21 protein-coding genes and 1 pseudogene are annotated in these 25,617 nt (G+C 35.2%); 10 read left to right on the top strand and 12 right to left on the bottom strand.

The features are described from left to right. Positions 1–21 precede the first annotated feature (21 nt). Genes HOO91_03195 through HOO91_03180 form a run of 4 tightly spaced genes read right to left on the bottom strand, consistent with a single transcriptional unit; the run spans position 22 to position 3,991 of the window. Complete coding sequence (locus tag HOO91_03195; GenBank protein ID NOU16548.1) at positions 22–1,296, bottom strand: hypothetical protein; 1,275 nt, start codon at positions 1,294–1,296, stop codon at positions 22–24. Positions 1,297–1,306: 10 nt separating this feature from the next. Beyond that, complete coding sequence (locus tag HOO91_03190) at positions 1,307–2,203, bottom strand: DMT family transporter (GenBank protein ID NOU16547.1); 897 nt, start codon at positions 2,201–2,203, stop codon at positions 1,307–1,309. Between the two features lie 50 nt (positions 2,204–2,253). Next, a complete protein-coding gene (locus HOO91_03185) occupies positions 2,254–3,420 on the bottom strand; it encodes a hypothetical protein (GenBank protein ID NOU16546.1) in 1,167 nt (388 codons plus the stop codon). After that, complete coding sequence (locus HOO91_03180; protein NOU16545.1) at positions 3,404–3,991, bottom strand: sigma-70 family RNA polymerase sigma factor; 588 nt, start codon at positions 3,989–3,991, stop codon at positions 3,404–3,406. Before HOO91_03180 ends, HOO91_03185 begins: the two co-directional genes overlap by 17 nt. A 176-nt stretch (positions 3,992–4,167) precedes the next feature. On the opposite strand from HOO91_03180, the gene HOO91_03175 reads away from it, so the two are divergent. Then, positions 4,168–6,042: a DUF3520 domain-containing protein gene (locus tag HOO91_03175; protein ID NOU16544.1), complete on the top strand. Its 1,875-nt coding sequence runs from the start codon at positions 4,168–4,170 to the stop codon at positions 6,040–6,042. A 79-nt stretch (positions 6,043–6,121) separates the two neighbouring features. On the opposite strand, the gene serS is transcribed toward HOO91_03175, so the two are convergent. The 4 genes and pseudogenes from serS to rplU form a co-directional block, all read right to left on the bottom strand. Continuing rightward, entirely contained in the window at positions 6,122–7,396 is a 1,275-nt protein-coding gene (gene serS, locus HOO91_03170; GenBank protein ID NOU16543.1) for a serine--tRNA ligase, read from the bottom strand. 96 nt (positions 7,397–7,492) lie between these two features. Next, positions 7,493–7,850, bottom strand: a pseudogene (locus HOO91_03165) (four helix bundle protein). 158 nt (positions 7,851–8,008) lie between these two features. Next, positions 8,009–8,269, bottom strand: a complete 261-nt coding sequence (gene rpmA, locus HOO91_03160; protein NOU16542.1) for a 50S ribosomal protein L27 — start codon at positions 8,267–8,269, stop codon at positions 8,009–8,011. Positions 8,270–8,289: 20 nt separating this feature from the next. Then, on the bottom strand, positions 8,290–8,601 hold the full coding sequence (rplU, locus tag HOO91_03155) for a 50S ribosomal protein L21 (protein ID NOU16541.1): 312 nt from the start codon (positions 8,599–8,601) through the stop codon (positions 8,290–8,292). 279 nt (positions 8,602–8,880) lie between these two features. On the opposite strand from rplU, the gene HOO91_03150 reads away from it, so the two are divergent. The 3 genes from HOO91_03150 (at position 8,881) to HOO91_03140 (ending at position 11,452) form a co-directional block, all read left to right on the top strand. Continuing rightward, positions 8,881–9,474, top strand: coding sequence for a bifunctional nuclease family protein (locus HOO91_03150; protein NOU16540.1), 594 nt, complete (start codon positions 8,881–8,883; stop codon positions 9,472–9,474). A gap of 108 nt (positions 9,475–9,582) precedes the next feature. Then, positions 9,583–10,311 carry a hypothetical protein gene (locus tag HOO91_03145; GenBank protein ID NOU16539.1) on the top strand — a complete coding sequence of 243 codons (729 nt, stop codon included), beginning with the start codon at positions 9,583–9,585 and terminating at the stop codon, positions 10,309–10,311. Between the two features lie 373 nt (positions 10,312–10,684). Next, the gene (locus HOO91_03140; protein NOU16538.1) at positions 10,685–11,452 is read left to right on the top strand and encodes a hypothetical protein; all 768 of its coding nucleotides are present in this window, start codon (positions 10,685–10,687) and stop codon (positions 11,450–11,452) included. Between the two features lie 69 nt (positions 11,453–11,521). On the opposite strand, the gene HOO91_03135 is transcribed toward HOO91_03140, so the two are convergent. Then, a complete protein-coding gene (locus tag HOO91_03135; GenBank protein NOU16537.1) occupies positions 11,522–13,783 on the bottom strand; it encodes a sodium-translocating pyrophosphatase in 2,262 nt (753 codons plus the stop codon). 548 nt (positions 13,784–14,331) lie between these two features. Between HOO91_03135 and HOO91_03130 the strand changes: the two genes are divergently transcribed. From HOO91_03130 to HOO91_03110, 5 genes are all read left to right on the top strand, one after another. Then, positions 14,332–15,126 (top strand): hypothetical protein, encoded by a 795-nt coding sequence (locus HOO91_03130; protein NOU16536.1) that lies wholly within the window; start codon positions 14,332–14,334, stop codon positions 15,124–15,126. A gap of 236 nt (positions 15,127–15,362) precedes the next feature. Continuing rightward, positions 15,363–15,716, top strand: a complete 354-nt coding sequence (locus HOO91_03125; GenBank protein NOU16535.1) for a type II toxin-antitoxin system RelE/ParE family toxin — start codon at positions 15,363–15,365, stop codon at positions 15,714–15,716. Continuing rightward, the gene (locus HOO91_03120; GenBank protein NOU16534.1) at positions 15,709–16,038 is read left to right on the top strand and encodes a helix-turn-helix transcriptional regulator; all 330 of its coding nucleotides are present in this window, start codon (positions 15,709–15,711) and stop codon (positions 16,036–16,038) included. Before HOO91_03125 ends, HOO91_03120 begins: the two co-directional genes overlap by 8 nt. A 173-nt stretch (positions 16,039–16,211) precedes the next feature. Next, positions 16,212–16,463, top strand: a complete 252-nt coding sequence (locus tag HOO91_03115; GenBank protein ID NOU16533.1) for a type II toxin-antitoxin system ParD family antitoxin — start codon at positions 16,212–16,214, stop codon at positions 16,461–16,463. Then, positions 16,456–16,758, top strand: coding sequence for a type II toxin-antitoxin system RelE/ParE family toxin (locus tag HOO91_03110; GenBank protein ID NOU16532.1), 303 nt, complete (start codon positions 16,456–16,458; stop codon positions 16,756–16,758). The genes HOO91_03115 and HOO91_03110 overlap by 8 nt, the downstream gene beginning before the upstream one ends. Before the next feature lie 2,037 nt (positions 16,759–18,795). On the opposite strand, the gene HOO91_03105 is transcribed toward HOO91_03110, so the two are convergent. From HOO91_03105 to HOO91_03095, 3 genes are all read right to left on the bottom strand, one after another. Then, positions 18,796–20,334, bottom strand: coding sequence for a YifB family Mg chelatase-like AAA ATPase (locus HOO91_03105; protein NOU16531.1), 1,539 nt, complete (start codon positions 20,332–20,334; stop codon positions 18,796–18,798). A gap of 452 nt (positions 20,335–20,786) precedes the next feature. Continuing rightward, entirely contained in the window at positions 20,787–22,229 is a 1,443-nt protein-coding gene (locus HOO91_03100; protein NOU16530.1) for a hypothetical protein, read from the bottom strand. Positions 22,230–22,231: 2 nt separating this feature from the next. Then, a complete protein-coding gene (locus HOO91_03095) occupies positions 22,232–22,876 on the bottom strand; it encodes a hypothetical protein (GenBank protein NOU16529.1) in 645 nt (214 codons plus the stop codon). A 593-nt stretch (positions 22,877–23,469) separates the two neighbouring features. On the opposite strand from HOO91_03095, the gene mutL reads away from it, so the two are divergent. Further along, on the top strand, positions 23,470–25,302 hold the full coding sequence (gene mutL, locus HOO91_03090; protein NOU16528.1) for a DNA mismatch repair endonuclease MutL: 1,833 nt from the start codon (positions 23,470–23,472) through the stop codon (positions 25,300–25,302). Positions 25,303–25,617: the final 315 nt, after the last annotated feature.

Raw genomic sequence — 25,617 nt, 5'->3', positions numbered from 1 at the left:
TTTACAACTACAAAAAATTAATTACCACGCTCCTATCTCTTCGTACAGCCCTTTACCAGTCATCCTCTTTGCTCGCAATGATGTTTTAATCATTTCACCCTTTCCTGTTGAAACACCCAGATATGTAAGCGCAGCAGCAAAACTTGCCTCTCGGAAATCCCCAAATGGTTTTGAAACATCATCGGCTGCATCAACATTTACCGCTAAACCATCAAAATAATCACCTTCATTATTCGCGTTTTTCAATGAAAAGCAAACGGGTAAAAAAGCCCAGTCAACCTCATTATAAGTGAAAGAACGCATACCTACTGGTTTTCCATGAGTTTTCGAACCAATTAAACACACAGGCATAAAAGGTTTCAACCCATTAATTACTAACTCACTTGCCGAGGCTGTTCCCCTGTCAGTTATAAATACTACACGGTTAAGCGTAAGAGTGTTTGAAAGTGACCTGAAAAAGATTGATTTATTTGAGTCTGAATGTTTGTCATTATAAACATAGTTTGTATAAACTCCTCCATTTGCAGCATTACCTCCAATTAAACTTGCAACGGTATCGGAAACGCTGATAGAACCACCACCATTGTATCTTAAATCAACAATTAGTTCATCAACATTTTCGCTCTTAAATTTCGCAAAACAAGTATTTACTTCCCTAATGGTTGGCGTAATAAAGGTGTTAAGAACCATATAGGCTATTTTTTTAGAACTAATGGTATATACCGAATCAAACAACACAGAATTAACCGCTACTTCAAATTTGGTAAATGTGTAAGTAAAACTGTTTCCATCAGGTGAAATAAATACTATGGTTTTGGAAACACCCGCAGCACTTTCCCCAATAATTTGATTATAGTTTTCGGGCGTTGGGGTTACCCCATCAATTGAACTAATCTGCCACCCTCTATTAATTCCTTTTTCAGTAAATGGGGAACTTTTATAAACATAAATAATCCATAATTTTCCATTCTGATCGAAAGAACTACCAAACCCAAATCCATAATATGCTCCCGAATTGTAGTAAGCTTCAAGTTCTTGCTTTGTTGTAACATAACTCCACCTATCGGGAGGATTAACTCGTAATGTCTCAATCAGCGTACTGGGATCTTTATAGCTATTAGGATCTACTGTTGGTAACTTATCATACCAATAGTAGTAATCTTTCATTACGCTAAGCAACTCTTTGTTTGCCAGTTTATCCCAATTAGTTTCTTCTTTTTTACAATTCTGGAGTGCATAAATAGCAATTCCAAAAAACATAATGGATAAAATCTTTTTTAAAATACTTGTATTCATTTTTATATTTTTAAATGTTTTGAATCGCTTTAGAGCGTAATTGCTGATATATAATCCCGCTAATAATAAGCACTAGACCAACAATAGTAGTCCAGTAAATAGTTTCTCCAAGTATTAGTTTAATGAATAGCAGAGCCACAAATGGCACTAAATATATAATGTTACTTAACCGTGCTGTATTATCGGCATAGTTCAAAGCCTTTAACCAAAGTACAAAGGTAATTCCCATTTCAAAAGCACCAATATAGGCTGAAGCAAATAATCCATTAGCGGAGATAATCCAAAAATCTTTTGTAAAAACTCCAACAAATAGTGTGAATATTGAAGCAAAGAAAAAATTAAGGAAAAGCTTCACAGCCTCATCCCTATTCTTATCGCGAACATTATAAAGCCAAAACAGTGCCCATATAGTTGAACTAAATAGGGCAAGAAAAACGCCTAGAGGATTACTTTTAGAGAAGATATCGATATTCCCCTGCGATGAAATAAAGACTACACCTACAAAACTTATAATCAATGCTATAATATTCTTTGCCGTCAACTTCTGTCCAAGAATTGGAATTGATAGTAGTACAAGGATAATTGGCCAAATATAGTTGAGTGGTTGGGCTACCTGTGCCGGAAGTAGATCATATGCCTTAAAGAGTACAAAATAGTATAGGAAAGGATTCAGGAAACCAAGAAAGATTGACCACTTAAGCTGGGTCTTACCCATCTTAAAAACTTGTAAGAATTTTCCCTGAAAGATTAATACAAAAAATAAAATAATAGTGGCAAAAAGCGATGCCCAAAAAAGTAGTTGAATAAAGTTAAAATACTGAAGTCCTATTTTAAATGCAGTGGCTGAAGTCCCCCAGAAAAGGATAACAAACCCTGCAAAAGTATAGGCAATTTTTTGGTTTTTCATGTTTTATAAAGAATGGTGAAATATACAAAAAGGAATCTATTGTGTAGGTCTTATTTATTTCCATTTAACTTTTTCAGTTCCTCTTTTGCCAGATCTTTAAAGGACGATTCCTCTGATAATATTTCATTAAGCACGCCAATTGCCTTCTCTTTCCTATTATATTTAATTAGCGACAACGCATAATACCATTTTGCTTCATTATAGAAAATACTTTGTCGTTGAATTATTAATTTTTCGAATATAGAAATTGCCCTCTCTATTCGATTTAGATGATAGTAACTCATCAACATGTAAAATTGAATAGTGTCACTGGCAGGAAAATCATCATTCAACCCACTAAAAATAGGAAGTGCATCTTGATATTTTCCTTTAAGGTACAGATTAATAGCCGATTCCTTCTTGAAATTATATGTCTCCATCGCACCAAATTCTCTAGATGCAGCCACTCCCGATGCCGCATCCATCATTGAAACCTCCTTATTCGAGGATAATTTTTTTCTTTCAACACTTTCTGATTTAGCAGGTATATATGCTTCTGCTGTTACCTGACCAGTTACAATTGATTCGCTAGTTGGTAATAATGAATCGGTTGTCGCCAATTTCACATCATCCATTACCTTTTCATCTGCAATAATCTCGTTTAAACTATCCACCACAACTGGAGCAACATACTTAAATTCAGCCTCTTTCGGTTTACCTTCAAATTCAATAGTTTTTTCACTTCTTTTCGATGCTTCACTTTGGGTAAATTCCTGCTTCTCCATCCTCTTGATCTTCTCAATTTCCTTCGGTGCTTCAATCTTTTCGGCATTTTGAGATGTAGCAGGTTTCGGTTTTTCACTCACCACATTATCAGATATAATGGTTGTTGGGGCTTTCCTAATAGCAGTAAAATACACTATTGTTGATATTCCAAGTATTAAAGTAATGGAGGCTGCAATCCTAAGATAAAAACTCCATGCAGGAATTACTTTACTCTTCCCGTCAACTAACTTATCAACTCTAATATTAAGCTCGTTGACAATACTATCCACCTTATTATGATCATCTAATAACAACAGCCCCTCCAGCTCATCGCTACACATCTCGCATATTGAAAGGTGCTTTTCTACCATATTTCTCTCCTGCCCCGAAAGTTCTCCCTTAACATACTTTAAAAGCATATCAGAGCCTACACACGCCTCATTACCATTCGATATATTATCTTTTGTCTTCATTTTGTTGCAAACTGATTTTCAGGTTTCGCTTCCCGTTCTGTATATGGCTTTTCACCTGATTCATTGTATAGCCTGTTATTTCTGCAACCTCTTGGTAGCACTTATCTTTCAGGTAGAAAAGTTCAACGCAAACCCTTTGCTCATGCGAGAGGTTGCATAGTTCCATCTCCAAATTATCAACCTTCTCCTCAAAACCATCGTCATTATCTTGATACAAATGGAACTGATTTTCCACAAGATTTTCATAAGAATTTATCGCTTCCTTCTCCTTGGTCAATTTATACTGGTTATCCCTGATGATATGCAAACAATGATTTTTGAGTACCGAGTGTAACCACGATTTAAAGTTTGTTACCTGATGCCTCTTTAAATCAACAAATAACTTTTCAAAAACCTGCATCACAGCATCTTTGCTACCCTCCTCATCCTTAATATATTTCATGCAGATTGAAAATGCAAAACGGGTATACCTTTTATATAACTCACCAACAATCCCTTTATCTCCCTTTTCTTTATAAAGGTCGATAAGTTCAACATCATTTAAAGCAGATATGTTAGTTTTAATTTGCATTCTCCGTGTAACTCTGTGAAATCCTCTGTGTCCTCTGTGTTATTAATATTTTGACACAAATATTTTAAACTCACTTTTGGTAAAATTAAAAAAATCCATCATCATTTTATGGAATTCCCTTCCTCTTTGTATCCATTTAGTAAAACAAGCAAATGTTAAACTTAAATACTAAAATTATGAAAGCTTTAATTTCTTTAATCGGAATGATGGTGCTATGCACATCAATGACTCTAAATCTACAAACAGGGATTCTTTCAGGAATAGTTACAGATAGGAGTACGGGAACGGCTATTCCAAACGCACTTGTAGAGGTATTCCAAAACGGAAAAAATATCTCTAGTAATTCAACTGGAAATAACGGTGTATTTTCGTTTAGTCTTAGTCAAGGAACATACTCAGTTAAAGTAACCGCTCAAGGTTACGATATCTATGTAAACAAAAAGGTGAACATTACTTCGGGAACAACCACAAATCTAAAAATAAGTCTAAAGTCATCAACTATTGTAGATAGTTTAACGGCTAGTGATGAGATTGTTGTTGAAACAAAAAAGGAGATGTTCACAACAGGCATGGCAATGTCTTCCAGAGCAAAAAGTGAGGGTTATGCCAACTATGCATCTCCGAGTGTTGTATGTTATCAACCACAGGAATTCAACACCGAATCGTACGATGTAATCAGCGAGAATGGTTTCAAGGATGTGATCAATAATCCCCTTTCCACATTTTCTATTGATGTTGATAAAGCTTCCTACTCAAATATCCGTAGATTTCTGACCCAGAATCAAAAACCAGTAAAAGACGCTGTAAGAATTGAGGAGATGATTAACTATTTCGATTATGAATACCCACAACCCACCAATGGACATCCATTCTCTATTACCATTGAAGGCGAAAAATGCCCTTGGAACGAGAAACACAACCTTGTTTTAGTTGGCTTAAAAGGGGAAAATCTTAATGATAAGCAGATTCCTCCAAGCAATCTTGTTTTCCTACTCGATGTTTCAGGTTCCATGGATCAACCCAATAAACTACCGTTAATAAAAAGATCTTTCAAATATTTGGTTGAGAATCTTCGCTCGGTCGATAAAGTTGCAATTGTTGTATACGCAGGTGCAGCAGGTGTTGTGCTCGAATCAACCTCAGGGAACATGAAAGAAACTATTATCGCATCTATAGATAAACTCCAAGCAGGTGGCTCAACGGCAGGTGGCGAGGGCATTAATCTTGCTTATGCAATTGCAAAACAAAACTTCATTAAAGGAGGAAATAACCGTGTTATTCTTGCAACCGATGGCGATTTCAATATTGGAGCCAGCAGCGATGCTGAGATGGTAAGATTAATTGAGGAGAAGAGAAAAGATGGTATTTTCCTCTCGATACTTGGAGTTGGAATGGGCAACTATAAAGATTCGAAGATGGAAAAAATAGCCGATGCTGGCAACGGCAACTACTCCTACATTGACAATCTACTGGAAGCCAAGAAAGTATTTGGAACTGAACTTTGGGGAACCCTTTACACTATTGCAAAGGATGTTAAAATACAAATCGAATTCAATCCAAGTAAGGTTAAGGCATACAGGCTGATAGGTTACGAAAACAGATTACTTAATAAGGAAGATTTCAATGACGATAAAAAGGATGCAGGAGAAATAGGGTGTGGTCACACCGTTACTGCCCTCTACGAAATTATCCCATCTGATTCCGAAGAAACCATTTCAAATGTAGATCCCCTTGAATACCAAAAACAATCGGTAGTTTCAGACAGCAAGAATATGATGACCGTTAAGGTTCGTTACAAAAAACCCGATGAGGATATTAGCAAACTGATTGTTGAAAAGGTAGAAACAGGTAAAACAAAGAATTCCAATAACATCAAATTCGCATCGGCAGTTGCAGAATTTGGAATGCTTCTTCGTGAATCTGAATTTAAAGGAACCTCATCGTATGCTACTGTTCTAAAACGAGCAAAAAATTCTGCAGGGTTAGATGAGTTTGGTTATAGAGCGGATTTTATTAAAATGGTTGAGCTAAGCGAGATGTTGGACAAGTAAACATATTGAGAAACTAAAATGAGAAAACCCTGTTAGAGTTTAAGGCTCTAACAGGGTTAACAACTATTCATACCAATAATTAGTCAATCATTTCAAACCCACAGAACTTTTGAAGAGCCTTTGGAATTCTAATTCCCTCTGGTGTTTGGTTATTCTCTAGGATTGAAGCAACTATACGTGGTAATGCAAGTGAACTACCATTTAATGTATGTGCAATTTGGGTTTTCTTATCACCCTCCTCTTTAAATCTTAGCATCATTCGGTTTGCTTGGAAAGATTCAAAGTTAGATGTTGAACTAACCTCAAGCCATTTATCCTGCCCAGCAGAAAAAACTTCGAAATCGTAGGTGAGAGCTGAGGTGAAACTCATATCGCCACCGCAAAGTCTCAATATTCTGTATGGTAACTCTAATTTCTTCAGAATATTCTCAACGTGCAATACCATTTCCTCAAGCGTATCATAAGACTTTTCGGGATGTTGGAGTTGAACAATTTCAACTTTATCGAATTGATGTAATCGGTTTAATCCACGAACATCTTTTCCGTAAGAACCTGCTTCACGACGGAAACAAGGCGTATATGCTGTCATCTTTATTGGAAATTGTGTTGCATTTAGAACAACATCACGATAAATATTCGTTACCGGAACCTCTGCTGTTGGAATCAGATAAAAATTATCTAACCCAACATGATACATCTGGCTATCCTTATCGGGCAGCTGACCTGTACCATATCCTGAATCCTCATTAACCATTAACGGCGGCTGTATCTCCTGATACCCTGCGGATGTGTTCTCATCAAGAAAAAAGTTAATAAGAGCACGCTGTAACTTTGCACCTTTACCCTTATAAACAGGAAATCCTGCCCCAGTTAACTTAACACCAAGTTCAAAATCAATAATATCGTACTTTTTAGTAAGCTCCCAATGAGGTTGAGCACCCTCGTGCAGTTTAGGAATTGTTCCGCCAGAACGAACTTCAACATTATCTTTTGCACCATGTCCCAGAGGTACAGATGCATGAGGAAGGTTAGGAATTTTTACAAGTGTTTGGTTTAACTCTTTCTCAGCATCAGATAATTTCTGTGATAAAAGTTTTGACTGCTCCTTAAGATCAGCCGTTCTTTGCTTTGCAGAGTTCGCCTCATCAACTTTTCCTTCCGAAAATAATTTACCAATCTGCTTTGCAATATTATTCTGCTCAGCAAGATTCCCATCAAGCTGGAGTTGAATTGCCTTACGCTCGTCGTCAAGTGTAATTACATTTTCAATTATCTCTTTTCCATCGAAGTTCTTAACCGCCAATCGTTTAATTACTTCTTCTTTATTTTCGCGAATTACTTTTAGGGTAAGCATATAATTATTATCGTTAATTGATATTTATTTTTAATTTGATTTAAGAACAAGGATTAACGAATTGTGATTTTCGATTATTCACCAAACAATACTATTCTAGTTCTCCATATTCTTCTGAGCCGTTTCTACACTTTTTACAAATATCGAAATAAGTTCATTGTTTTCTTTCAATGCGGTTTGAATAATTTCTTCTGTTTTGTAAAGTTTAGTTCTATTAAAAATTTTCAAACAGATATAGGTTTCTCTTAATTCTTTAAGTACAACCTTAATTTTATGAACAAAGTCTCTTCTCGATTCCCCACTTTGAGCCTCTCCATAGTTAAGAGAAACCGAAGTTCCTGATCGAACTATTTGACCGGAGATTACCTGCTTTAGTATTCGGCATTTCATTTACCAGATCAATAATTAAAACTGAAAAGGTAACTAAACGCTCTTCTAATTCAGATTTATTCATTGCATGAACATCAAAAATTATAAATCGTTAACCGAGTTTATGAGTTCGCCGAAGGCAATCCTTGTTCTTAAATTATTTTTAACAAAAAATAATCTCCTGAACATCGCCGATTTATCGACTTGAACAGGAGACTAAAATTAGGTAAAAAAATTATATCCCTATTCTTCCACTGGAAGAACTGATACAAATGATTTAGAATCAGCTTTTTTACGGAAAGAAACAACACCATCTACAAGTGCATAAAGAGTATGGTCTTTACCAATACCAACATTTACACCTGGATTGTGAACTGTTCCGCGCTGACGAACAAGTATGCTACCAGCTTTGGCAGTTTGACCACCAAAGAGTTTCACGCCAAGTCGTTTACTATGCGACTCTCTACCGTTTCTTGTACTACCGGCTCCTTTTTTGTGTGCCATTGCTCAATATTTTTGAATGATTATGCAACGATTTCTTCAATCTGAATTTGGGTAAACTGTTGACGATGTCCTTTTTTCAGTTTATACCCTTTGCGCCTGTTTTTCTTAAAAATGATAACTTTATCGCCTTTTACATGCGCAAGTATCTTTGCAGTTACCTTTGCATTTTTAACTTCGGGCGCACCTATAGTTACTTTACCATCTTTATCAACAAGCAGTACTTTCTCGAAACTTAATTCAGCTCCGGCTTCACCTTCTTGACGGTGAACAAAAACCTTCTGGTCTTTTTCAACTTTGAATTGTTGACCAGCTATATCTACAATTGCGTACATCTTAATTCGTTATGTTTGTTCAACACTTTTGGGCTTGCAAAAGTATAAAAGTTATGATAATTCACAAAGAATTATCAAGCAATTTTTTATCTTTTAATGGAATGCCCTATTTATGGAGGCACAAAGGTAATAAAATAGAGAACATAGAAACTATCTTGAATGATAAACTATTAAAATATCAATCTCATGAAATATCTATTTTGAAGAAAATACCCTTGTATTTTAAACTAAATTCGATTAGGTTTGTATTATTGAAATACAGATTAAAGAATATTAGTTATGGGTAAAGTTAAGCTGAATGTGCTGGGTATATCATACAGCCAAACACAATCTGGAGCTTACGCACTGGTTCTCAGCGAAGAAGAGGGAAAAAGACGTATCCCTATTATTATTGGTGGCTTTGAAGCACAATCCATTGCAATTCAAATTGAAGGGCTTACCCCTCCCCGACCGCTCACACACGATCTTTTCCTAAACTTTTCAAAATCCTTCAGCATCGAAATACTCGAAGTTCAAATTTACAAACTCGAAGAGGGCGTGTTCTTTTCCAAACTTCACTGCGATAATGGTAAAAAGGAAGTTTATATTGATGCTCGAACATCTGATGCCATTGCACTTGCCCTTCGTTTTAAATGCCCTATATATACTACGGAGGATATTATCGAGAAAGCTGGCATAATTCTTGAATTTGATGGTACCGATGATGAACCTGAAAAAACAGCAACTCCTATTGAAAAGAAGGAGAACATAGATTCAACGCTGTTTAGTAAGATGTCTTTATCTGAACTAAAATCAATACTTGACGAGGCTGTTAATAATGAGGATTACGAAAAAGCATCAAAAATTCGTGATGAGATCAAGAGACGTACTTGATAAAAATCCAAAAAGTATTGGCGTTTTTTCGAGAAAAGTAAACATAGTCAACCTTAATAATCTGCTGAAATCAAATATTTAAGAGAATTCCTATCAAAAAGATTTTTTATGAAAAAAATAACCGTTTTACTACTATTAATTCAATTTACTATTGCCTGCTTAGGGCAAGAAAAAATTAATACTGTTGTTTCCGATAAAACCAAAATCAATTTAATTGAAACCTTATCATTAAAATCTCAATTTCTCGATACGTTATTTTATTCTGGTCGTGTATACTTTACCGATGGAAAATCCAGTGTTGCTCAGATGAACTATAGCCTATTGGACAATGGCATCTATTTTCTTGATAAAGAGAAGAAATTGCTAAAGATGGTGGGGCTAGATAAGATAAAAAGCATCAGCTATTCAAAGCGATTTTTCCACGTCATTAATAATGAATTCTACGAAAGGCTGTATACTTCACAGAATTACTTTTTACTACTAAAGCGAAAATCGGTAATAAAAAATAACGATGAAGCAAAAGGTCCTTATGGAATATCGCTAGAAACTTCGTCAACCTCATCATACTCCTCAGTATCAGAGTCTTATGGAAAAGGTACTACCCTAGGCGATAACTATAATAAGCAGGATAAAATAAACGTTGATATCACTCTTAATAAGTATTACTATATTCTTTATAACGATAAACTTACCGGAATTTATAAAGTGCGAGATCTTATGAAGATATTTCCTACTAAAAAGGATTCAATAAAGGCTTATATAAGTGATAACAAAATAGATATCTCAAAAGAGCAAGACTTTATAAGATTAGTTTCCTTTTGTGTTGATGGTAAATAGTAAGGTTTACACTTTTTGAGATTTTTTAAGCTAATTATGCACATTTGAGATAATTACCATAAAGCAACACCAAAGGTTATTATCATTTTATTATACAACAGTTTGTGAAATTCCAATACAGCATATTATCGCAAAATGCGATAAACATACTATAGGCGCACACAATGGTAACACATAAATTATGTTACTATTATTAATAATATTCAATATAACAGCAGTTTAACCAAATATTATTCGAATGAAACACTCATGTTGTAGACTAAAACTAAAGGTGATAAATAAAATATGGGTGTTCCATGATTATAATTTATAAACGGTTACTTTGACATTTTCATCTTACTATAAATCAATCGTATAATATAAAATTATTCTCATGAAAAACTTCAAATTTCATTTTCTGGTAGCAATACTAATAATTAGTATTCTCCCAATATTTGCCCAGCACAAAAAGATGGATCAAATAATGGAGGATGTATTTCAGGAAAGGGATAACAATATCTTCACTATCCGTTTCTTTGATGCAGTTACTGGTGATCCAGTGGAAGGGGCTGAAATCATGATAGCAAATATAGGAACCTTCACAACTGATTCTGCGGGTAGAGCAATGTTTCCTAGGCAACCCGATGGTCTTTTAAAAGCCATTTTTAAGAAAAAAGGATATATCAGCGCGCTTGCAGAGATAGATGTTGCTGCCGAAACTATTCTTAGAAACAGATACTATGTTTCTCCTATGTTGAATATCGATCAATTTAGGGTTGTACTCTCATGGGATCAACAGCCCGAGGATTTGGATGCACATTTTGTAAAGGAAAACTCCTACCACATTAGCTATAGAAACACACGAGTACTTAATGATGGTACCGGTCAACTCGATAGGGATGATATGGATGGTTACGGCCCCGAAACAATTACGGTTGACCAGCTAAATCCTAATGCAAATTACCTTTTCTTCGTTAAGAATTATTCTGCTGAGATAAACCCTTCAGCACAATCTATTAATAGCTCAAAAGCTACTGTATGGGTTTTCGGAAACATTAATGGGAACAATAAGTTGCTTAATACTTTTTATATTCCTTCAAATATTACTGGTGATGTATGGCAAGTATTCAAAATTGTTCAGGGACAGGTTGTTCCACTCTAAATTCCAATATGATATAAATAAAAAGAGCCGAAGAATATTCGGCTCTTTTTATTTATATAGATTTTTTCTCTACATCAATGCATAAGCTAATGTAACACCAACCACAACGATTGATACCATACTCATAAGTTTGATTAGGATGTTTAAACTTGGGCCAGATGTATCTTTGAATGGATCACCAACGGTATCGCCGGTTACTGCAGCATGATGTGCGTCAGAACCTTTTCCACCATAGTTACCTTCCTCGATATATTTCTTAGCATTATCCCATGCACCGCCAGCATTTGCCATAAAAATAGCAAGGATAAATCCAGTAGCAGTACTACCAAGTAGTAGTCCCATAACGCCAGCAACTCCAAATAAAATACCAGTTGCAACAGGTATAATAATTGCTAGTAGTGAAGGGAATAACATTTCTTTTTGTGCACCTTTGGTTGATATCTCAACACAACGAGCATAATCAGGTTCAGCAGTACCTTCAAGAATACCTTTAATCTCTCTGAACTGACGACGAACTTCCTCAACCATTTTTTGTGCAGCACGACCAACAGCAGTCATAGTTAAACCGCAGAAAAGGAATGCAGCCATTGAACCTAAAAAAGCACCTACAAGTACGCGTGGATTCATTAGGTCGATGTTATAGTAATGCATAATTTCTGTAATAGATGCATCCTGAATTTTATGACCAACCGTATCGGCAAAAGCAAGAGCTTTCTCGGGAATACGAGCAACTCCAACTTTTATCTCCTCAATATAAGCAGCTAATAGAGCCAATGCTGTTAAAGCAGCAGAACCAATAGCAAATCCTTTACCAGTTGCAGCGGTTGTATTACCCAGTGCATCTAAAGCATCGGTACGTTGACGAACCTCAGGGCCTAAGTGACTCATCTCAGCATTACCACCAGCGTTATCGGCGATTGGACCGTAAGCATCGGTAGCAAGAGTGATACCTAATGTTGAAAGCATACCAACAGCAGCAATAGCAATACCATAAAGACCCATGTTAATATTTTCAAAATGGAAACCAGCTGCAAAAAGGAATGCAAAAATAATTGCAACGCTTACAATAAGTACGGGAATAGCTACAGATATCATTCCAATACCAATACCATTAATAATAACAGTAGCAGGTCCTGTTTGTGATGATGCAGCAATTCTTTGAGTTGGTTTGTATGCTGATGAGGTATAGTATTCTGTTGATTTTCCAATACCTATACCCGCAACTAATCCTATTACCATTGAACCCCAAATCCCAGTGTAGTTTGGAAGATCTAAATACCAAAGAATCAAGAAAGAGAAAACAGCAATAAAGAAAGAACTAATATTTACCCCACGGCCCAAAGCAGCCAAAAGTTGTTTCTGCGAAGCACCCTCTTTAGTACGAACCATGAAGATTCCAAGAATTGATAAAATGATACCAATTGCAGCAATAAGCATAGGAGCAATAACAGCATTAAACTGAATGTTCGGATCTGTTGCTCTGCTTGCAAAACCAGCACCCGTAAGAGCGGCAGCGGTAAAACCAGAAGCACCAAGAGCTGCGGTTGAAAGAATAGCTCCACAATACGATTCGTAAAGGTCAGCACCCATACCAGCAACGTCACCTACGTTATCGCCTACGTTATCGGCAATGGTAGCTGGGTTACGTGGATCATCTTCTGGAATACCAGCCTCAACTTTACCTACGAGGTCAGCTCCAACATCGGCAGCTTTTGTAAAAATACCACCACCAACACGTGCAAACAATGCCTGGGTTGAAGCACCCATTCCAAAAGTAAGGGTAGTTGTTGTGACGATAATTAGTTTCATTGAAGGATCGCTTGCAATTGCTGCATTGGTAGTATTATCCAAAACACCTATTATATGATTTAACGCCCAGAACCAAATTGATATATCAAATAAACCTAAACCAACTACAACCAAGCCCATTACAGCACCTGAACGAAAGGCAATCTTAAGACCATCGTTCAGCGATTTTTGCGCTGCGTTAGCCGCACGAGCTGAAGCGTATGTAGCGGTCTTCATCCCAAAATATCCAGATAAACCGCTAAAGAAACCTCCTGTGATAAACGCAAAAGGCACCCAAGGATTCTGAATTTTAAGAACATAGGCAAGAAGCACAAAAATCAGTGTTAAAATAACAAACACAATACTCACAACTTTGTACTGTTGTCTTAGGTACGCCATTGCACCTGTACGCACGTGAAGTGCAATCTTTTTCATTGTATCTGTTCCTTCATCGGCCTTCATCATCTCTTTAAAGAAATAGTAAGCAAAGCCTAATGCTAATGCAGAGCAGACAGGAATCAACCAAAATATTGATGGCATCATTTTTCTCCCTTTCTTAGTTTAGTTAATAATTTGTTTTATTATTATTTGTTAAAAATCAGTGGATTACATTTAAGAAAATCAACTTTTCCCACATTTTAAATATAAAAAAATTTATATACGGTATAACTTTAGGAATACATTCTATTTTATGATTAACAACATAATTATGGATTCCGATACACTTAATAATTATATGAAAATGCCACAAATATTTTATAGTCATTAAATAAGTTAGGTCTTTAAGTCTAAAACTTAAAGAAATCAACCTCAACTAATACATTTTAAAACAATATTATAAATACCATAAATTTATAAATATAGAAAAATAATATACTAGTACCTTTAGCCAATTTCATTTTGTATTACAATAGAAAAAATCTTAGCCAGATATTAAAAACATTTCTTGGCAAATTATCTAATAAAAGAGGTGTAAAACATTAAAAACGAGGTTAGGTATTGTTAAAACAAATAGTGTTTATATATTTATGAGTAGAATTTTTAGAAGTTCACTGTGATTAAAATAGCCAACCATTTAAAGAAATAAAAATATGTCATTCAAATGTATTATCGGGTTACACACATGGGATCATTGCACATGTTCCAAGTGTGGTAAAAACAGAGACGAACAACACATCCTAACCAGCGATTGCGAAAAGTGCTCAAAATGTGGTGCAACATTCGAAAACCAGCACGACTGGTCGAAGGATTGTACAAAATGTCATAAATGTGGTAAAACTCGTGCAGTTGAACACTCTTGGAAGAAGGATTGCGAGAAATGTTCAAACTGCAAAGAGACTCGAATAAATCAGCATCAAATTGTAAATGGAATTTGCCAAATATGCGGTCATGGTACATATACCGATGAAAGAGAGGGAATTACCTATAGAATAATAAAAATTGGCAAACAGATTATCATGGCCGATAATTATGCTAAGATTGCCGACATAGGAAAATGTTGGTCCTATGATAACGAGGAGAAAAATGTGGTTAAAAATGGATACCTATACGATTGGGAGGCAGCCAAGGCATTAGCACCCAGCGGTTGGCATCTACCTACAAAAGCTGAATGGGAAACTTTACACGCTGACCTAGGTGGAAACGATAAAGCGGTTTTTGAGCAGATAAAAGTTGGTGGTAGCAGCGGTTTTGAGGGTACTTATGGTGGATGGCGCTTTACCCGTGGTACATTTAACAGCCTTGGAGCAAGTGGGCATTTCTGGAGCAGTACCGACGAAGGAGAAAAGGAAGCATGGCACTACAAAATAAGTGCATATAGCGGACATGCGGAACTTGAAAAAGGTGATAAAGGATTAGGATTAAGCGTAAGGTTTTTTAGGGATTGAGTTTAGTAACCAAGTTATTGCCATTTCTAAATTAATAATATTAAGATTATCTCGGACGGTAGCAGTACAACTGCTGCCGTTCTATTTTTAGCAGGTTACGCTTGAAAGAATAAAAAGGACGAGGTGCAATCTTGTTCTAACAAGAGCAGTTGGCAATCATAATGAAAAAACTCACACAGAAAAGTTTCCATATATTAGAACTTTTTTATATTTTTGTAACGATTTAAAGTTGACTAATGAAGCAGAAATTTGAAGTTATTCTACTTGAAGAAGTATGGGGATTTTTGGACACACTTGATGATAAGGCAAAGGAAAAAATCTTTTATAATATTGACAAATCAAAGTATATCAATGATCCTGAGTTGCTAAAAAAATTAGACAATGATATTTGGGAGTTCAGGACTAAATACAATAAAACATATTATCGGATTTTTTCATTTTGGGATAAGACAGAACAAATAGAAACATTGGTAGTTGCGACACATGGAATCATAAAGAAAACGGATAAAGTCCCTAAAGGAGAGATTGAAAAAGCGCGGGCAATTATGAAACTTTATTTTGAACAGAAAAATAATAGTAAACATGAATAATTCGAATAAACTAAAAATATATACATTAGACCAAGCCAAAGACAAACACCTTGGAAAAATTGGCACCCCAAAAAGAGACAAGTACGAATACGAACTTCGACTTGACCTATTGGGTGAAATGATTAAACGTACTCGCAAAGAGAGACATTTGACACAATCGGAACTTGGGGCAATGATTGGCGTTCAAAAATCTCAAATCTCCCGTATTGAGAGGAATGCAAAAAACGTAACGATTGAGACTATCTTACGTGTGTTCAAAGCTTTGAAAGCAAAAGTAAATTTCAACGTTGAACTCCTTGACGAAGAATTTAGAATTGCTTAAGGGAAAATCATTATATTCGTTTGTCGATGTACCGCTGCCGTCCTATTTTTAGCTGGTTAAGAGTACAAGAATAAAAAGGACGGGGTGCAACTTTGTTCTAGCATGGATTATTAAAAGAGCCAATCTTGATAATTATACCAATTTTTGGTAACTTTGTGAAAAATTGATGGATTATGAATAGAAACACTTCAATATCATTGGGAAGCCATTTTGATAATTTTATTCAAAACAAAATATCTGCTGGAAGATATAAAAATGCTAGTGAGGTAGTTAGAGCAGGTCTAAGGCTTTTAGAAGAGGAAGAAAATAAAATGATTGCTTTAAGAGAAGCCATTCAAGAAGGGATTGACAGTGGAATTGCTTGTGATTTCAATCCTGAGGCACATTTAGAAAAATTAAAAGCCAAACAGAATTTGAATGGCTAGATATAGATTTACAAATAAAGCAGTTGATGATTTAACTCAGATATGGAATTACACTCGAAATAAATGGTCTGAGAATAGGGCAGATATTTACTATCATATGCTTTTAGGGAACTGCAAAGAGGTTGCATCAAATCCTGATTTGGGCAAAAGTTATTTTGGAATAATGGACTGTTTATTAGGGTTTAAAGCAGGTAGACATATTATTTTTTACCGCAAGATTGAAGAAAACGAAATAGAAATAGTAAGAATTCTCCACGAACAAATGGATTTAAAAAACAGGGTAAAAGACTTATAAATATAGAAAACTTATTGCTCGATTAATTATAAGAAACAATCAGAAAAAAGAAAGTAAAGAATAAATTCTCTTTGTTAAGCCGAAGTCGTAAGTAAATAAATATCTGGATGTTGCACTACTGTTGTTTAATTTTTAGCAGATTAAACCTTAAGGAATAAAAAGGACGAGGTGCAATCTCTTCCAAACAAGAAAACACATACCATAATTAAAGAGCAAGAAAAAGCCCTATTAAGAATAGGGCTTCCTTTTTTTCAAAATATTGAAGAGGGGTGTTACTCTTCTTCAAACTCAACGCTCCATTTGAATCTGCGTCTGACTCCTTTTTCGGCTGGATGCCTGAATACGAAGTATACGAATATACCTACCACAAGCAAAGAAAACAAGCCGATTAACACAGGAAAAAGTCCCACTGTTTGTAGGGTTTCAATAATTTCCTTCATTTTTAGAAAATCGTTTTTTTTTATTTAACATTAAATGGAGCAATAATTCAAAAATAACCCTCCAAAAACTTGCGTCGGTTGTCTAAATTGTTTTAATTTGTATTACCAAAAAACAAACCAAAACACATTTCGAGAGTCGACGCTAGCCAAGTGTTGGCTCTTTTTTATTACGCCTCCCAAAGAATTACAAATTTATGGAATCCTGCTTTCTTTATTCCCCTATTTTCATTTATTGTAAAGCATGTTAATATAATTATATGCAAATATAAGCAAATAATGTACTTGTTTTAATAAAAAACAAATAAATTATCAACATGTGTATCATAATTGGTGTTCTTAATTAAAAATATAATTTCAACCCTCATTGCTCCATTTTTCAATATAAACAACTTATTTGTTTGGGTCTGTTTTAACGTTAATTTGGATAAATATATTCGCAAATTTATTTTTTAACTTTCGAATATATAATCACAATTAACTGATTATAAAAAATTTAATCTGTTGTTAATATTGCTATACTTATTATTAATTTTTATAAATAATCCTAGCTTTTTTCTCAGAAAAAACTTATCACTAAAATCAGTTATTCAATTAGCACCCCTGAAATTTCTTGGTTCTCTTTGATAAATCTTTTAAACCTCTTAATTGTTAATTCATACTCATTGATTTTCATCTGCTTTCATCATATTTTAATTTTTTCGAAAAAGTCAGGCTCTGATTTGCGAAACCTAAGAGGTTTATTCTATCTTTGATTCACCATAAAACAAAGATTTTTTTATTTCTCTCGGTTAGCGAAAGCTAGCCTTTTTCTTTTCCATACAAATTTACTTTGTAATCTAAACTTTAAAGCTATAAACTTGGGTTGATATATTAACATAAAAATTTAGTTGTGAACATAGTAATAAATTGTATATCAAATTAATACGAAAAAAATCAATTTTTTAATCATTAACAAAAAATATATTGTACTGATTCTGAATTAATTTTTTATTTTATACATATCAATAAATAAAATATCAATATAATACAATAATAGTCCAATTTTAAATCATTAATAGAAAATATATTACAATGATTCTGAAAATGATTCTTTAGCAACAAATAAAATTAATATTAACATATATATTTAGGAGATAATAACAACAATAATATAGAGATATGGGTTTTATTTACACTAATATACGGTTACGCAAGATTAATAAATAGATTGACAGATGGGTAAGTCCTTTTTATAATTTGTTATTAACAGAAGTTTGGTGAAAAAATAAAGCCCCCCGGTAGGCCGAGAATACTTGAAGAAGTTCAGCTAAGGTTCTACTTTAGTCGAACATATCTTTAAAGGCTACAGCCTAATAGGATAGAGCCGAATTAGGCACAACTTGTCCCGCTGATAAGCGGTTACCTAAGCACAATGAAGCAAACTATAAGCAAAATAATCGCAATTTGCGATAATAATTCGAAAGGTGAGCTGTGCTTTGTACAGCAGATTTGATTTCGTTGAACTTGCAAAATGTTCAGTTAGCAAAGTGTAATCCGTCCTATAGCAATTTAGGACACTCTGTCTTGTCTTATTAATAATATCAAAATAAAAGCAAATCTACCCCGCCCAATTATCCCTATCCAAACTACGGTACTGGATGGCTTCGGCAATATGTTCGGCTTTGATATTTGGGCTTGCCTCTAAATCGGCAATGGTTCGGGAAACCTTAAGAATTCTGTCGTACGCACGTGCCGAAAGGCCTAATTTTTCCATTGCATTCTTTACTAGGGCTGTTCCGGCATCATCGAGCTGGCAGAATTTTCGGATTAACTTAGAGTTCATCTGTGCGTTGCAATGAACACCTTTCCATTCTATAAATCTTTCCTCCTGCACCTGACGGGCTTTTACAACTCTTGCCCGAACTATCTCACTCGATTCTGCTGGTGGAGCACCCGATAATTTCTCGAATGGAACTGGAACTACCTCAACATGAATATCAATCCTATCGAGCAGTGGTCCAGATATTTTATTCAAATACTTTTGAACTACACCCGGTGAGCATACGCACTCCTTCTCAGGATGATTGTAATATCCACAAGGACAAGGGTTCATAGATGAAACAAGCATAAAACTAGCAGGATACTCAACCGTTGATTTGGCACGTGAAATGGTAATAACTCTATCCTCTAATGGTTGACGCATTACCTCAAGTACAGTTCGTTTAAATTCGGGCAATTCATCGAGGAAAAGAACTCCATTATGCGATAATGATATTTCGCCGGGTTGGGGCCATTGCCCCCCTCCTACCAAGGCTACATCGGATATTGTATGGTGAGGTGACCTGAAAGGTCGGCGGGTCATAAGGGATGTATTCTTATCTATTTTGCCAGCAACTGAGTGAATCTTTGTTGTCTCTAACGCTTCACGAAGGGTTAAAGGAGGAATAATGGTTGGCAATCGTTTGGCAAGCATTGTTTTACCGGCACCAGGAGGGCCAATCATAATGATGTTATGACCGCCAGCAGCCGATACTTCCAAGGCACGCTTAACATTCTCCTGCCCTTTTACATCGTTAAAATCAACATCGTAAGCATTGGCATTGACATTAAACTCTTCGCGGGTATTAATAGTGGTTTGCTCTAATTCCTTATCTCCATTAAAAAAATCAATTACATCCTTTATTGAATCAACCCCATAAACTTCAAGGTTATTAACCACTGCCGCTTCGCGTGCATTTTGCTTTGGTAGAATAAATCCTTTAAATCCTTCTTCTCTAGCCTGAATTGCAATGGGAAGAACTCCTTTAATGGGTTGAAGAGTACCATCGAGCGATAGCTCTCCCATAATTATAAAATCAACCAATTTATCGCTTTTTATCTGCTCCGATGCAGCCATGATCCCAACTGCTAAGGGTAAATCGTAAGCAGAACCCTCCTTTCGGATATCGGCAGGTGCCATGTTTATTACAATTCTCCGTTTGGGCATTTTGAGATGATGGGTCTCCAAAGCAGTTGTAATCCTTTGTTGGCTCTCCTTCACAGCACTATCGGGCAATCCCACAAGAAAAAAATTAATACCCTGACCAACACTTACCTCAATAGTTATTGTTGTTGCTTTTATCCCATGTACCGCGCTACCGTAAGTTTTAACAAGCATGATTGATTTTTTAGAGATTGTTCGATTTTGGGCTTAGATTATCACAACTAAGATATATATTTTCGAACAATGACTTTACAATTCTTAGAAAAAGTAGATCGAAATTAGTTGGATAGGAAGGTTAAATTTGATTTTAATGGAAAAATCTGAGCTATTCAGTAATAAAAATATCTCACGCAAAGTCGCCAAGCCGCAAAGAAGATAAAAAGGAACACAACTACAATCGACTGTAATGTTACGATTAGATTGTGTCTAATTGAATCTAAAGTTGGTACGCAAAGCGAAAAAACTAATAGTTTTTTTCTTCTTGCCGCACTTTGCGCCTTTGCGTGAAACTAGCAAGGCTCAACTAAATTAAGTTCTAATGACAACAGTAAATTGCTATCTTTATCTTCAAAAAAAATATTTGTTAAAATATATATTTGAGTAGTTACAAAAATCCTAGTCCTCTTCTACTTCAAACCCTTCATTTTTTCTGTATTCTTTGGAGATTTTGGAGTCCAATTGCATCCACAATCTGAACCTTTAGGAAATTTATACTCCTTTTTCTTCTCATTACAACCAAAAAAGAAATTAAAACCAAACCTTAGGTTAGCATTCCTAGCCGATTGAGAGAAGAAAAATACCATTATGTTATCGCTTAATAGGAAAAATTGAGACTTATCACCTCCAAAACCAAAACCTAATCCAAGGTTATTGAAAGAGCCATTCATTATTGAGTAGTTGGCACTAATTGTAGTTCCTTTTAAGCTAAAAGCAGTTGCCGATATGGTTAACCCAACAATTGGTCGTCCGGGGTAAAGTTCAGTACGGATAAGAGCACCAACCTTAACCTGTTTTAGTATTGGATAAGTTCCACCAAAGTAAATTCGTGGATTTAGGAAAGTGATAAACCCTTTTTTGGTATTCTTGAACCTAAACTGATTTTGAATTGAATCGCGAAGGCTAGCGGCATAATCTTGCGAGGTCATACCATCAGTAATGGTCGCTCCTCTAAAATTGAATTGTCCCTTATCCTCAAATTTATTAGTTTGATCGTGCCACCATATCAAACCAAGGTCAAGGACACTCCCACTCCATGTTATCTTGTCCTCTTTGTAAATAAAACCAAAATCGGTAGCAAGTCCTTGATTCTTAAAATTTAGCAAAAAACCAACAGGCGAAATAGAACCAAGACTAGCACCACTCACATACCCTTGGGAGTCGTAGGTAATGTTTAAAGGTATTGAAGTATTTATTTTAGGATTCCAGCTAGCATCAATATTATAGGTTAAAATATTTGAAGATAAGTTAATTGGTTTGCGTTTTGTGAAAACGCCAGCTAAACCGAACAAAACTTTTGCATGACCGCCAATTATTGAATATCGACCATAAGTAGTTGAGTAGCCAAATGAAAATTCTCGGTAATAAATAGCGTTTAGACCAGGATTTCGAGTAGAATATTTCTCGCCAACATATTCAGTGTTACCATCTTTAAGTAGCATTAGTAGCTTTTTTGAGACAAATGCTTTTGCTTCAATCTTTTCAGTCCATGCAAAATTAAAATAGTTCTTGTTATCGTACATGAATCCGAAGGCAAAGGGTGTATAATGAAACTCCATCGATAGATAATCCCAAAAGTGCATCTTTTCCACAATTTTATCTATATCAACCTCAGAAGCACCGGGAGAGAATGATTTATATGAAAATCCCGTTGAATTAACATTAAAATGTAAAGTAGTAAGTAATGGAAGTCCTACATACTGCTGGCAACGAATTTGAACAGCGGGGTTAACAAAATTCGCCTCGGGAATATTGTGTAGGAAAAAAAGGGTGTTATCCTGTTGGGATAACCCTCGAAATGAGATGGATAATAATACAATAATTAATATAAATCTATAATTCTTAATCCTCATTATTATGGATTGTTTAATACAAAATCAACTCTAGCACCCACCTGACAGGTAAACTTGTAATTATCAAAGTAACTAATACTCCATAGAGGTGTATTCTTAAGTCCAATTTTTATGAGGAATATTAGGTTTTCAGCCGTTCGGAGTGTTTCAATCTGAGATTGATCAAACGTTACTACACTACCTTTGTAGCTGGGGCGAAAAACTTTTCCAGAAGCAAAAATATCTCCCTTAGGAATCATTAATGGTTTATTATCCCAAAAAGAGTAAAGAATATCACCAGCAGCATCAGTGAATTTTACTTGAACAGCACAACCTGCGGGGTACTCATTCCAAACATTAATTTTAAAAGCCAAATAAGTAATTGTTGTGGATTTTTCGTAAATTTTCGAAAGATCCACAGGAACAGTATCGGTAAAAAAGATTGTGTCGTGCTTTGCCCATTCAGGAACATTTTCGGGTAAGTTAATATTTGGTAAGCCAACAAAATAAGCACTATTAATGCTAAATTCACCAGTTCCAACGGGAACTGATAATGAAATCGATAAATCCTTTATTTTATTTGGTAGAGGTTCTATTCCACTAAAGCAGGATGTTAAAAAGGAGGAACCCAATACAAATATGTAAAAAACTACCCTTTTAATGCTCATAGGTTTCTAACTTTTTAAATTTAATATGACAAATAAACCCCAACCCCTTAAGAAGGGGCTATAACAGAGCAGCGCAGTGATTTCCTCTCTTTTTTTAAGGAGGGCTATGGTTGGTTTAATGTTATTTTTTACAATTAGCATAGTTAATTAGTATCCATACCCAAGTTCAAAGATAAGCCAGTTTTAAAAAATAAAACATATGATTCAAAATCTATTTCTATAATAATCTTAAAAATATTGATTAAAACCAGTAATTTGAGTATTAAACATTTATATATCCTTATTTATTGTATCAAAGTTTTAAAGTTTATCACTATTTAGCCAACATTGATAAAAGCAATTGGTTTGGCTCAACATAATTGCCTAATTTTGTACCTAATTTTACTTTGACAGATTAGGTTTATGCACGATTTTTCTGCTCTTTACCCCTTGCCCTAAAGGGAGAAAACAGAAAAATCAACCTACACCCTTTAGGGATAGGGGTAAATTAGGTTGATTTTTCGTGTGATTTTCGAATCTGTAAAAGTAAAATTCAACAAATTTGTTTTTTGAAAGAAAATTTTATACAATATCTTCTCATTAAAAAACTTTGAATGTCAGATATAATCCAATTACTGCCCGATTCAGTAGCAAATCAAATAGCAGCTGGTGAGGTTGTTCAACGTCCTGCATCGGCTATTAAAGAGTTAATGGAAAACGCCGTTGATGCTGGATGTAATCAAATTCAAGTTATCGTTAAGGATGGTGGGAAAGCCCTTATTCAAGTGATTGATAATGGGTGCGGTATGTCCGAAACCGATGCACGACTAAGCTTTGAACGTCATGCAACATCCAAAATTAGAGAGGCAGCGGATCTGTTTTCAATCAGAACTATGGGTTTTAGAGGCGAGGCGTTAGCCTCAATTGCCGCAATAGCGGAGGTTGAACTTCGTACACGTAGGTTGGAGGATGAGGTTGGCACATGTATTCGTATAAGTGGCTCTGAACTTGAAGAACAGAAGCCTATTGCTTGCCCAACTGGAAGTAATTTCAGCGTTAAAAATCTTTTCTTTAATGTTCCTGCTCGTAGGAAATTCCTAAAAAGTTCATCTTTAGAACTTAAACATATTATAGCAGAGTTTCAAAGGGTTGCTTTAGCAAACCCCGAAATTGCAATGTCGCTAAATAACAATGGGGCAGATATTTACAACCTTTCTTCATCAGGTATAAAGCAGCGAATTGTAGGATTATTTGGGCGAACAATTAATCAGCAATTACTTGATTGTTCAACAAATACTACCGTTGCTAATATATCAGGGTTTATTGGAAGGCCTGAGAGTGCCAGAAAGAGCGCAGGGGAGCAGTTCTTTTTTGTGAATAATAGGTATTTTAAAAGTCCCTATTTTCATAGAGCGGTAATGAATTCGTACGATCGGCTTATACCAAACGATTCTATTCCTCCTTACTTTATTTTCCTTGATGTTGATCCTACTACGATTGATGTTAATATTCATCCAACAAAAACGGAGATTAAGTTTGAGGATGAAAGAACTCTTTGGCAGATTGTTCATGCTGCGGTTAAGGAATCGCTTGGGAAGTTTGCTGTTGTTCCTGCTATCGATTTTGATACTCAGCAGGTTATTGATATTCCATTTTTTCCGAAGAATTCACCTTATAGCCCTCCTGAAATAGAGACTAACGCAAGTTTTAACCCGTTTGATGAGGGTGTACCAAGAATACCATCGCAAAATGCGATACATCATAAACAGTCGACCAAAGGTTGGGAAAAACTTTACCAAGATAATCAAGGAGAAGATTTTAATACTACAGGTCCAGTAACTCAAACATTTAAATCAAAAGGTTTTGATGATAATGAAGAGAGCGCTAATCCTCGATTTTTTCAGTTTAAGGATAGGTATATTCTTACTTCTGTTAAATCGGGGTTGATGGTGATTGATCAAAAGTATGCTCATGAGCGAATTCTTTACGAGCAGTATCTGGGTAGCCTGTCAACCGGGCAAAATATAACCCAAAAGGAGCTTTTTCCGCAAGCCCTGGAGCTAAATGCAGGGGATTATAATTTGCTAATGGATGCTCATGAGGATCTTGCACTTCTTGGTATTGAGCTAAGTAGTTTGGGTCAAAATACTGTTGCAATTAATAGCCTGCCAGCTAGCATTAAGATTGGTGATCCGATAAGATATATTGAGGATATTCTTGCATCGCTAAAGGAGAATCAAAGTAAACTGCAGGATGATGCTCACCAAAAACTTGCAGTATCGATGGCTAAAGCGGCATCCATAGGGTATGTACGATCTCTAAATAGAATTGAGATGCAGGATTTGGTTGATAAACTTTTTGCATGTCAAAATCATAATTATTCACCCGAAGGAAAGAGTATCTTAACCATTATTAGCCTTGATGATTTGGAAAAAAGATTTAAGTAATTCATATTATTCCTACTTTTGTCTAAATTTTTATAGAAAAGATAACTATTCAGCATTAGACGAAATAAAAATAAAACCACGGAGACATAGAGAACATAGAGAGACACAGAGATGATTATTCAAAAAAATATATTGGTGTTGCATGCCATTAAACAATTTGCCGAGTTGTTTCAAGGCTATTTTTCTGTGACTGGTGAAACAATTATTGAAAGGAAACTCTGTGATCTCCGTGTCTCCGTGGTGAATAGTTACTAGAATAGAGTATTTAAACAAAAGAAATAATAAACTTGTTTTAAACATCAATAATTAGAATAT

It is taken from the genome of Bacteroidales bacterium (genome assembly GCA_013141385.1).
Lineage (GTDB): Bacteria > Bacteroidota > Bacteroidia > Bacteroidales > Tenuifilaceae > UBA8529.
The sequence above is the reverse complement of the archived record's forward strand: the minus strand, read 5'-3'. Positions and strand labels throughout refer to the sequence as shown.

What these genes read in the sequence shown, in the direction of transcription:
- HOO91_03130 (NOU16536.1), top strand. Translation starts at nt 14,332, where the DNA reads ATGTCATTCAAATGTATTATCGGGTTACACACATGGGATCATTGCACA.
- HOO91_03140 (NOU16538.1), top strand. Translation starts at nt 10,685, where the DNA reads ATGAAAAACTTCAAATTTCATTTTCTGGTAGCAATACTAATAATTAGT.
- HOO91_03125 (NOU16535.1), top strand. Translation starts at nt 15,363, where the DNA reads ATGAAGCAGAAATTTGAAGTTATTCTACTTGAAGAAGTATGGGGATTT.
- rplU (NOU16541.1), bottom strand. Translation starts at nt 8,601, where the DNA reads ATGTACGCAATTGTAGATATAGCTGGTCAACAATTCAAAGTTGAAAAA.
- HOO91_03115 (NOU16533.1), top strand. Translation starts at nt 16,212, where the DNA reads ATGAATAGAAACACTTCAATATCATTGGGAAGCCATTTTGATAATTTT.
- rpmA (NOU16542.1), bottom strand. Translation starts at nt 8,269, where the DNA reads ATGGCACACAAAAAAGGAGCCGGTAGTACAAGAAACGGTAGAGAGTCG.
- HOO91_03180 (NOU16545.1), bottom strand. Translation starts at nt 3,991, where the DNA reads ATGCAAATTAAAACTAACATATCTGCTTTAAATGATGTTGAACTTATC.
- HOO91_03145 (NOU16539.1), top strand. Translation starts at nt 9,583, where the DNA reads ATGAAAAAAATAACCGTTTTACTACTATTAATTCAATTTACTATTGCC.
- HOO91_03095 (NOU16529.1), bottom strand. Translation starts at nt 22,876, where the DNA reads ATGAGCATTAAAAGGGTAGTTTTTTACATATTTGTATTGGGTTCCTCC.
- HOO91_03150 (NOU16540.1), top strand. Translation starts at nt 8,881, where the DNA reads ATGGGTAAAGTTAAGCTGAATGTGCTGGGTATATCATACAGCCAAACA.
- HOO91_03110 (NOU16532.1), top strand. Translation starts at nt 16,456, where the DNA reads ATGGCTAGATATAGATTTACAAATAAAGCAGTTGATGATTTAACTCAG.
- HOO91_03135 (NOU16537.1), bottom strand. Translation starts at nt 13,783, where the DNA reads ATGATGCCATCAATATTTTGGTTGATTCCTGTCTGCTCTGCATTAGCA.
- HOO91_03100 (NOU16530.1), bottom strand. Translation starts at nt 22,229, where the DNA reads ATGAGGATTAAGAATTATAGATTTATATTAATTATTGTATTATTATCC.
- HOO91_03195 (NOU16548.1), bottom strand. Translation starts at nt 1,296, where the DNA reads ATGAATACAAGTATTTTAAAAAAGATTTTATCCATTATGTTTTTTGGA.
- HOO91_03185 (NOU16546.1), bottom strand. Translation starts at nt 3,420, where the DNA reads ATGAAGACAAAAGATAATATATCGAATGGTAATGAGGCGTGTGTAGGC.
- serS (NOU16543.1), bottom strand. Translation starts at nt 7,396, where the DNA reads ATGCTTACCCTAAAAGTAATTCGCGAAAATAAAGAAGAAGTAATTAAA.
- mutL (NOU16528.1), top strand. Translation starts at nt 23,470, where the DNA reads ATGTCAGATATAATCCAATTACTGCCCGATTCAGTAGCAAATCAAATA.
- HOO91_03105 (NOU16531.1), bottom strand. Translation starts at nt 20,334, where the DNA reads ATGCTTGTTAAAACTTACGGTAGCGCGGTACATGGGATAAAAGCAACA.
- HOO91_03120 (NOU16534.1), top strand. Translation starts at nt 15,709, where the DNA reads ATGAATAATTCGAATAAACTAAAAATATATACATTAGACCAAGCCAAA.
- HOO91_03175 (NOU16544.1), top strand. Translation starts at nt 4,168, where the DNA reads ATGAAAGCTTTAATTTCTTTAATCGGAATGATGGTGCTATGCACATCA.
- HOO91_03190 (NOU16547.1), bottom strand. Translation starts at nt 2,203, where the DNA reads ATGAAAAACCAAAAAATTGCCTATACTTTTGCAGGGTTTGTTATCCTT.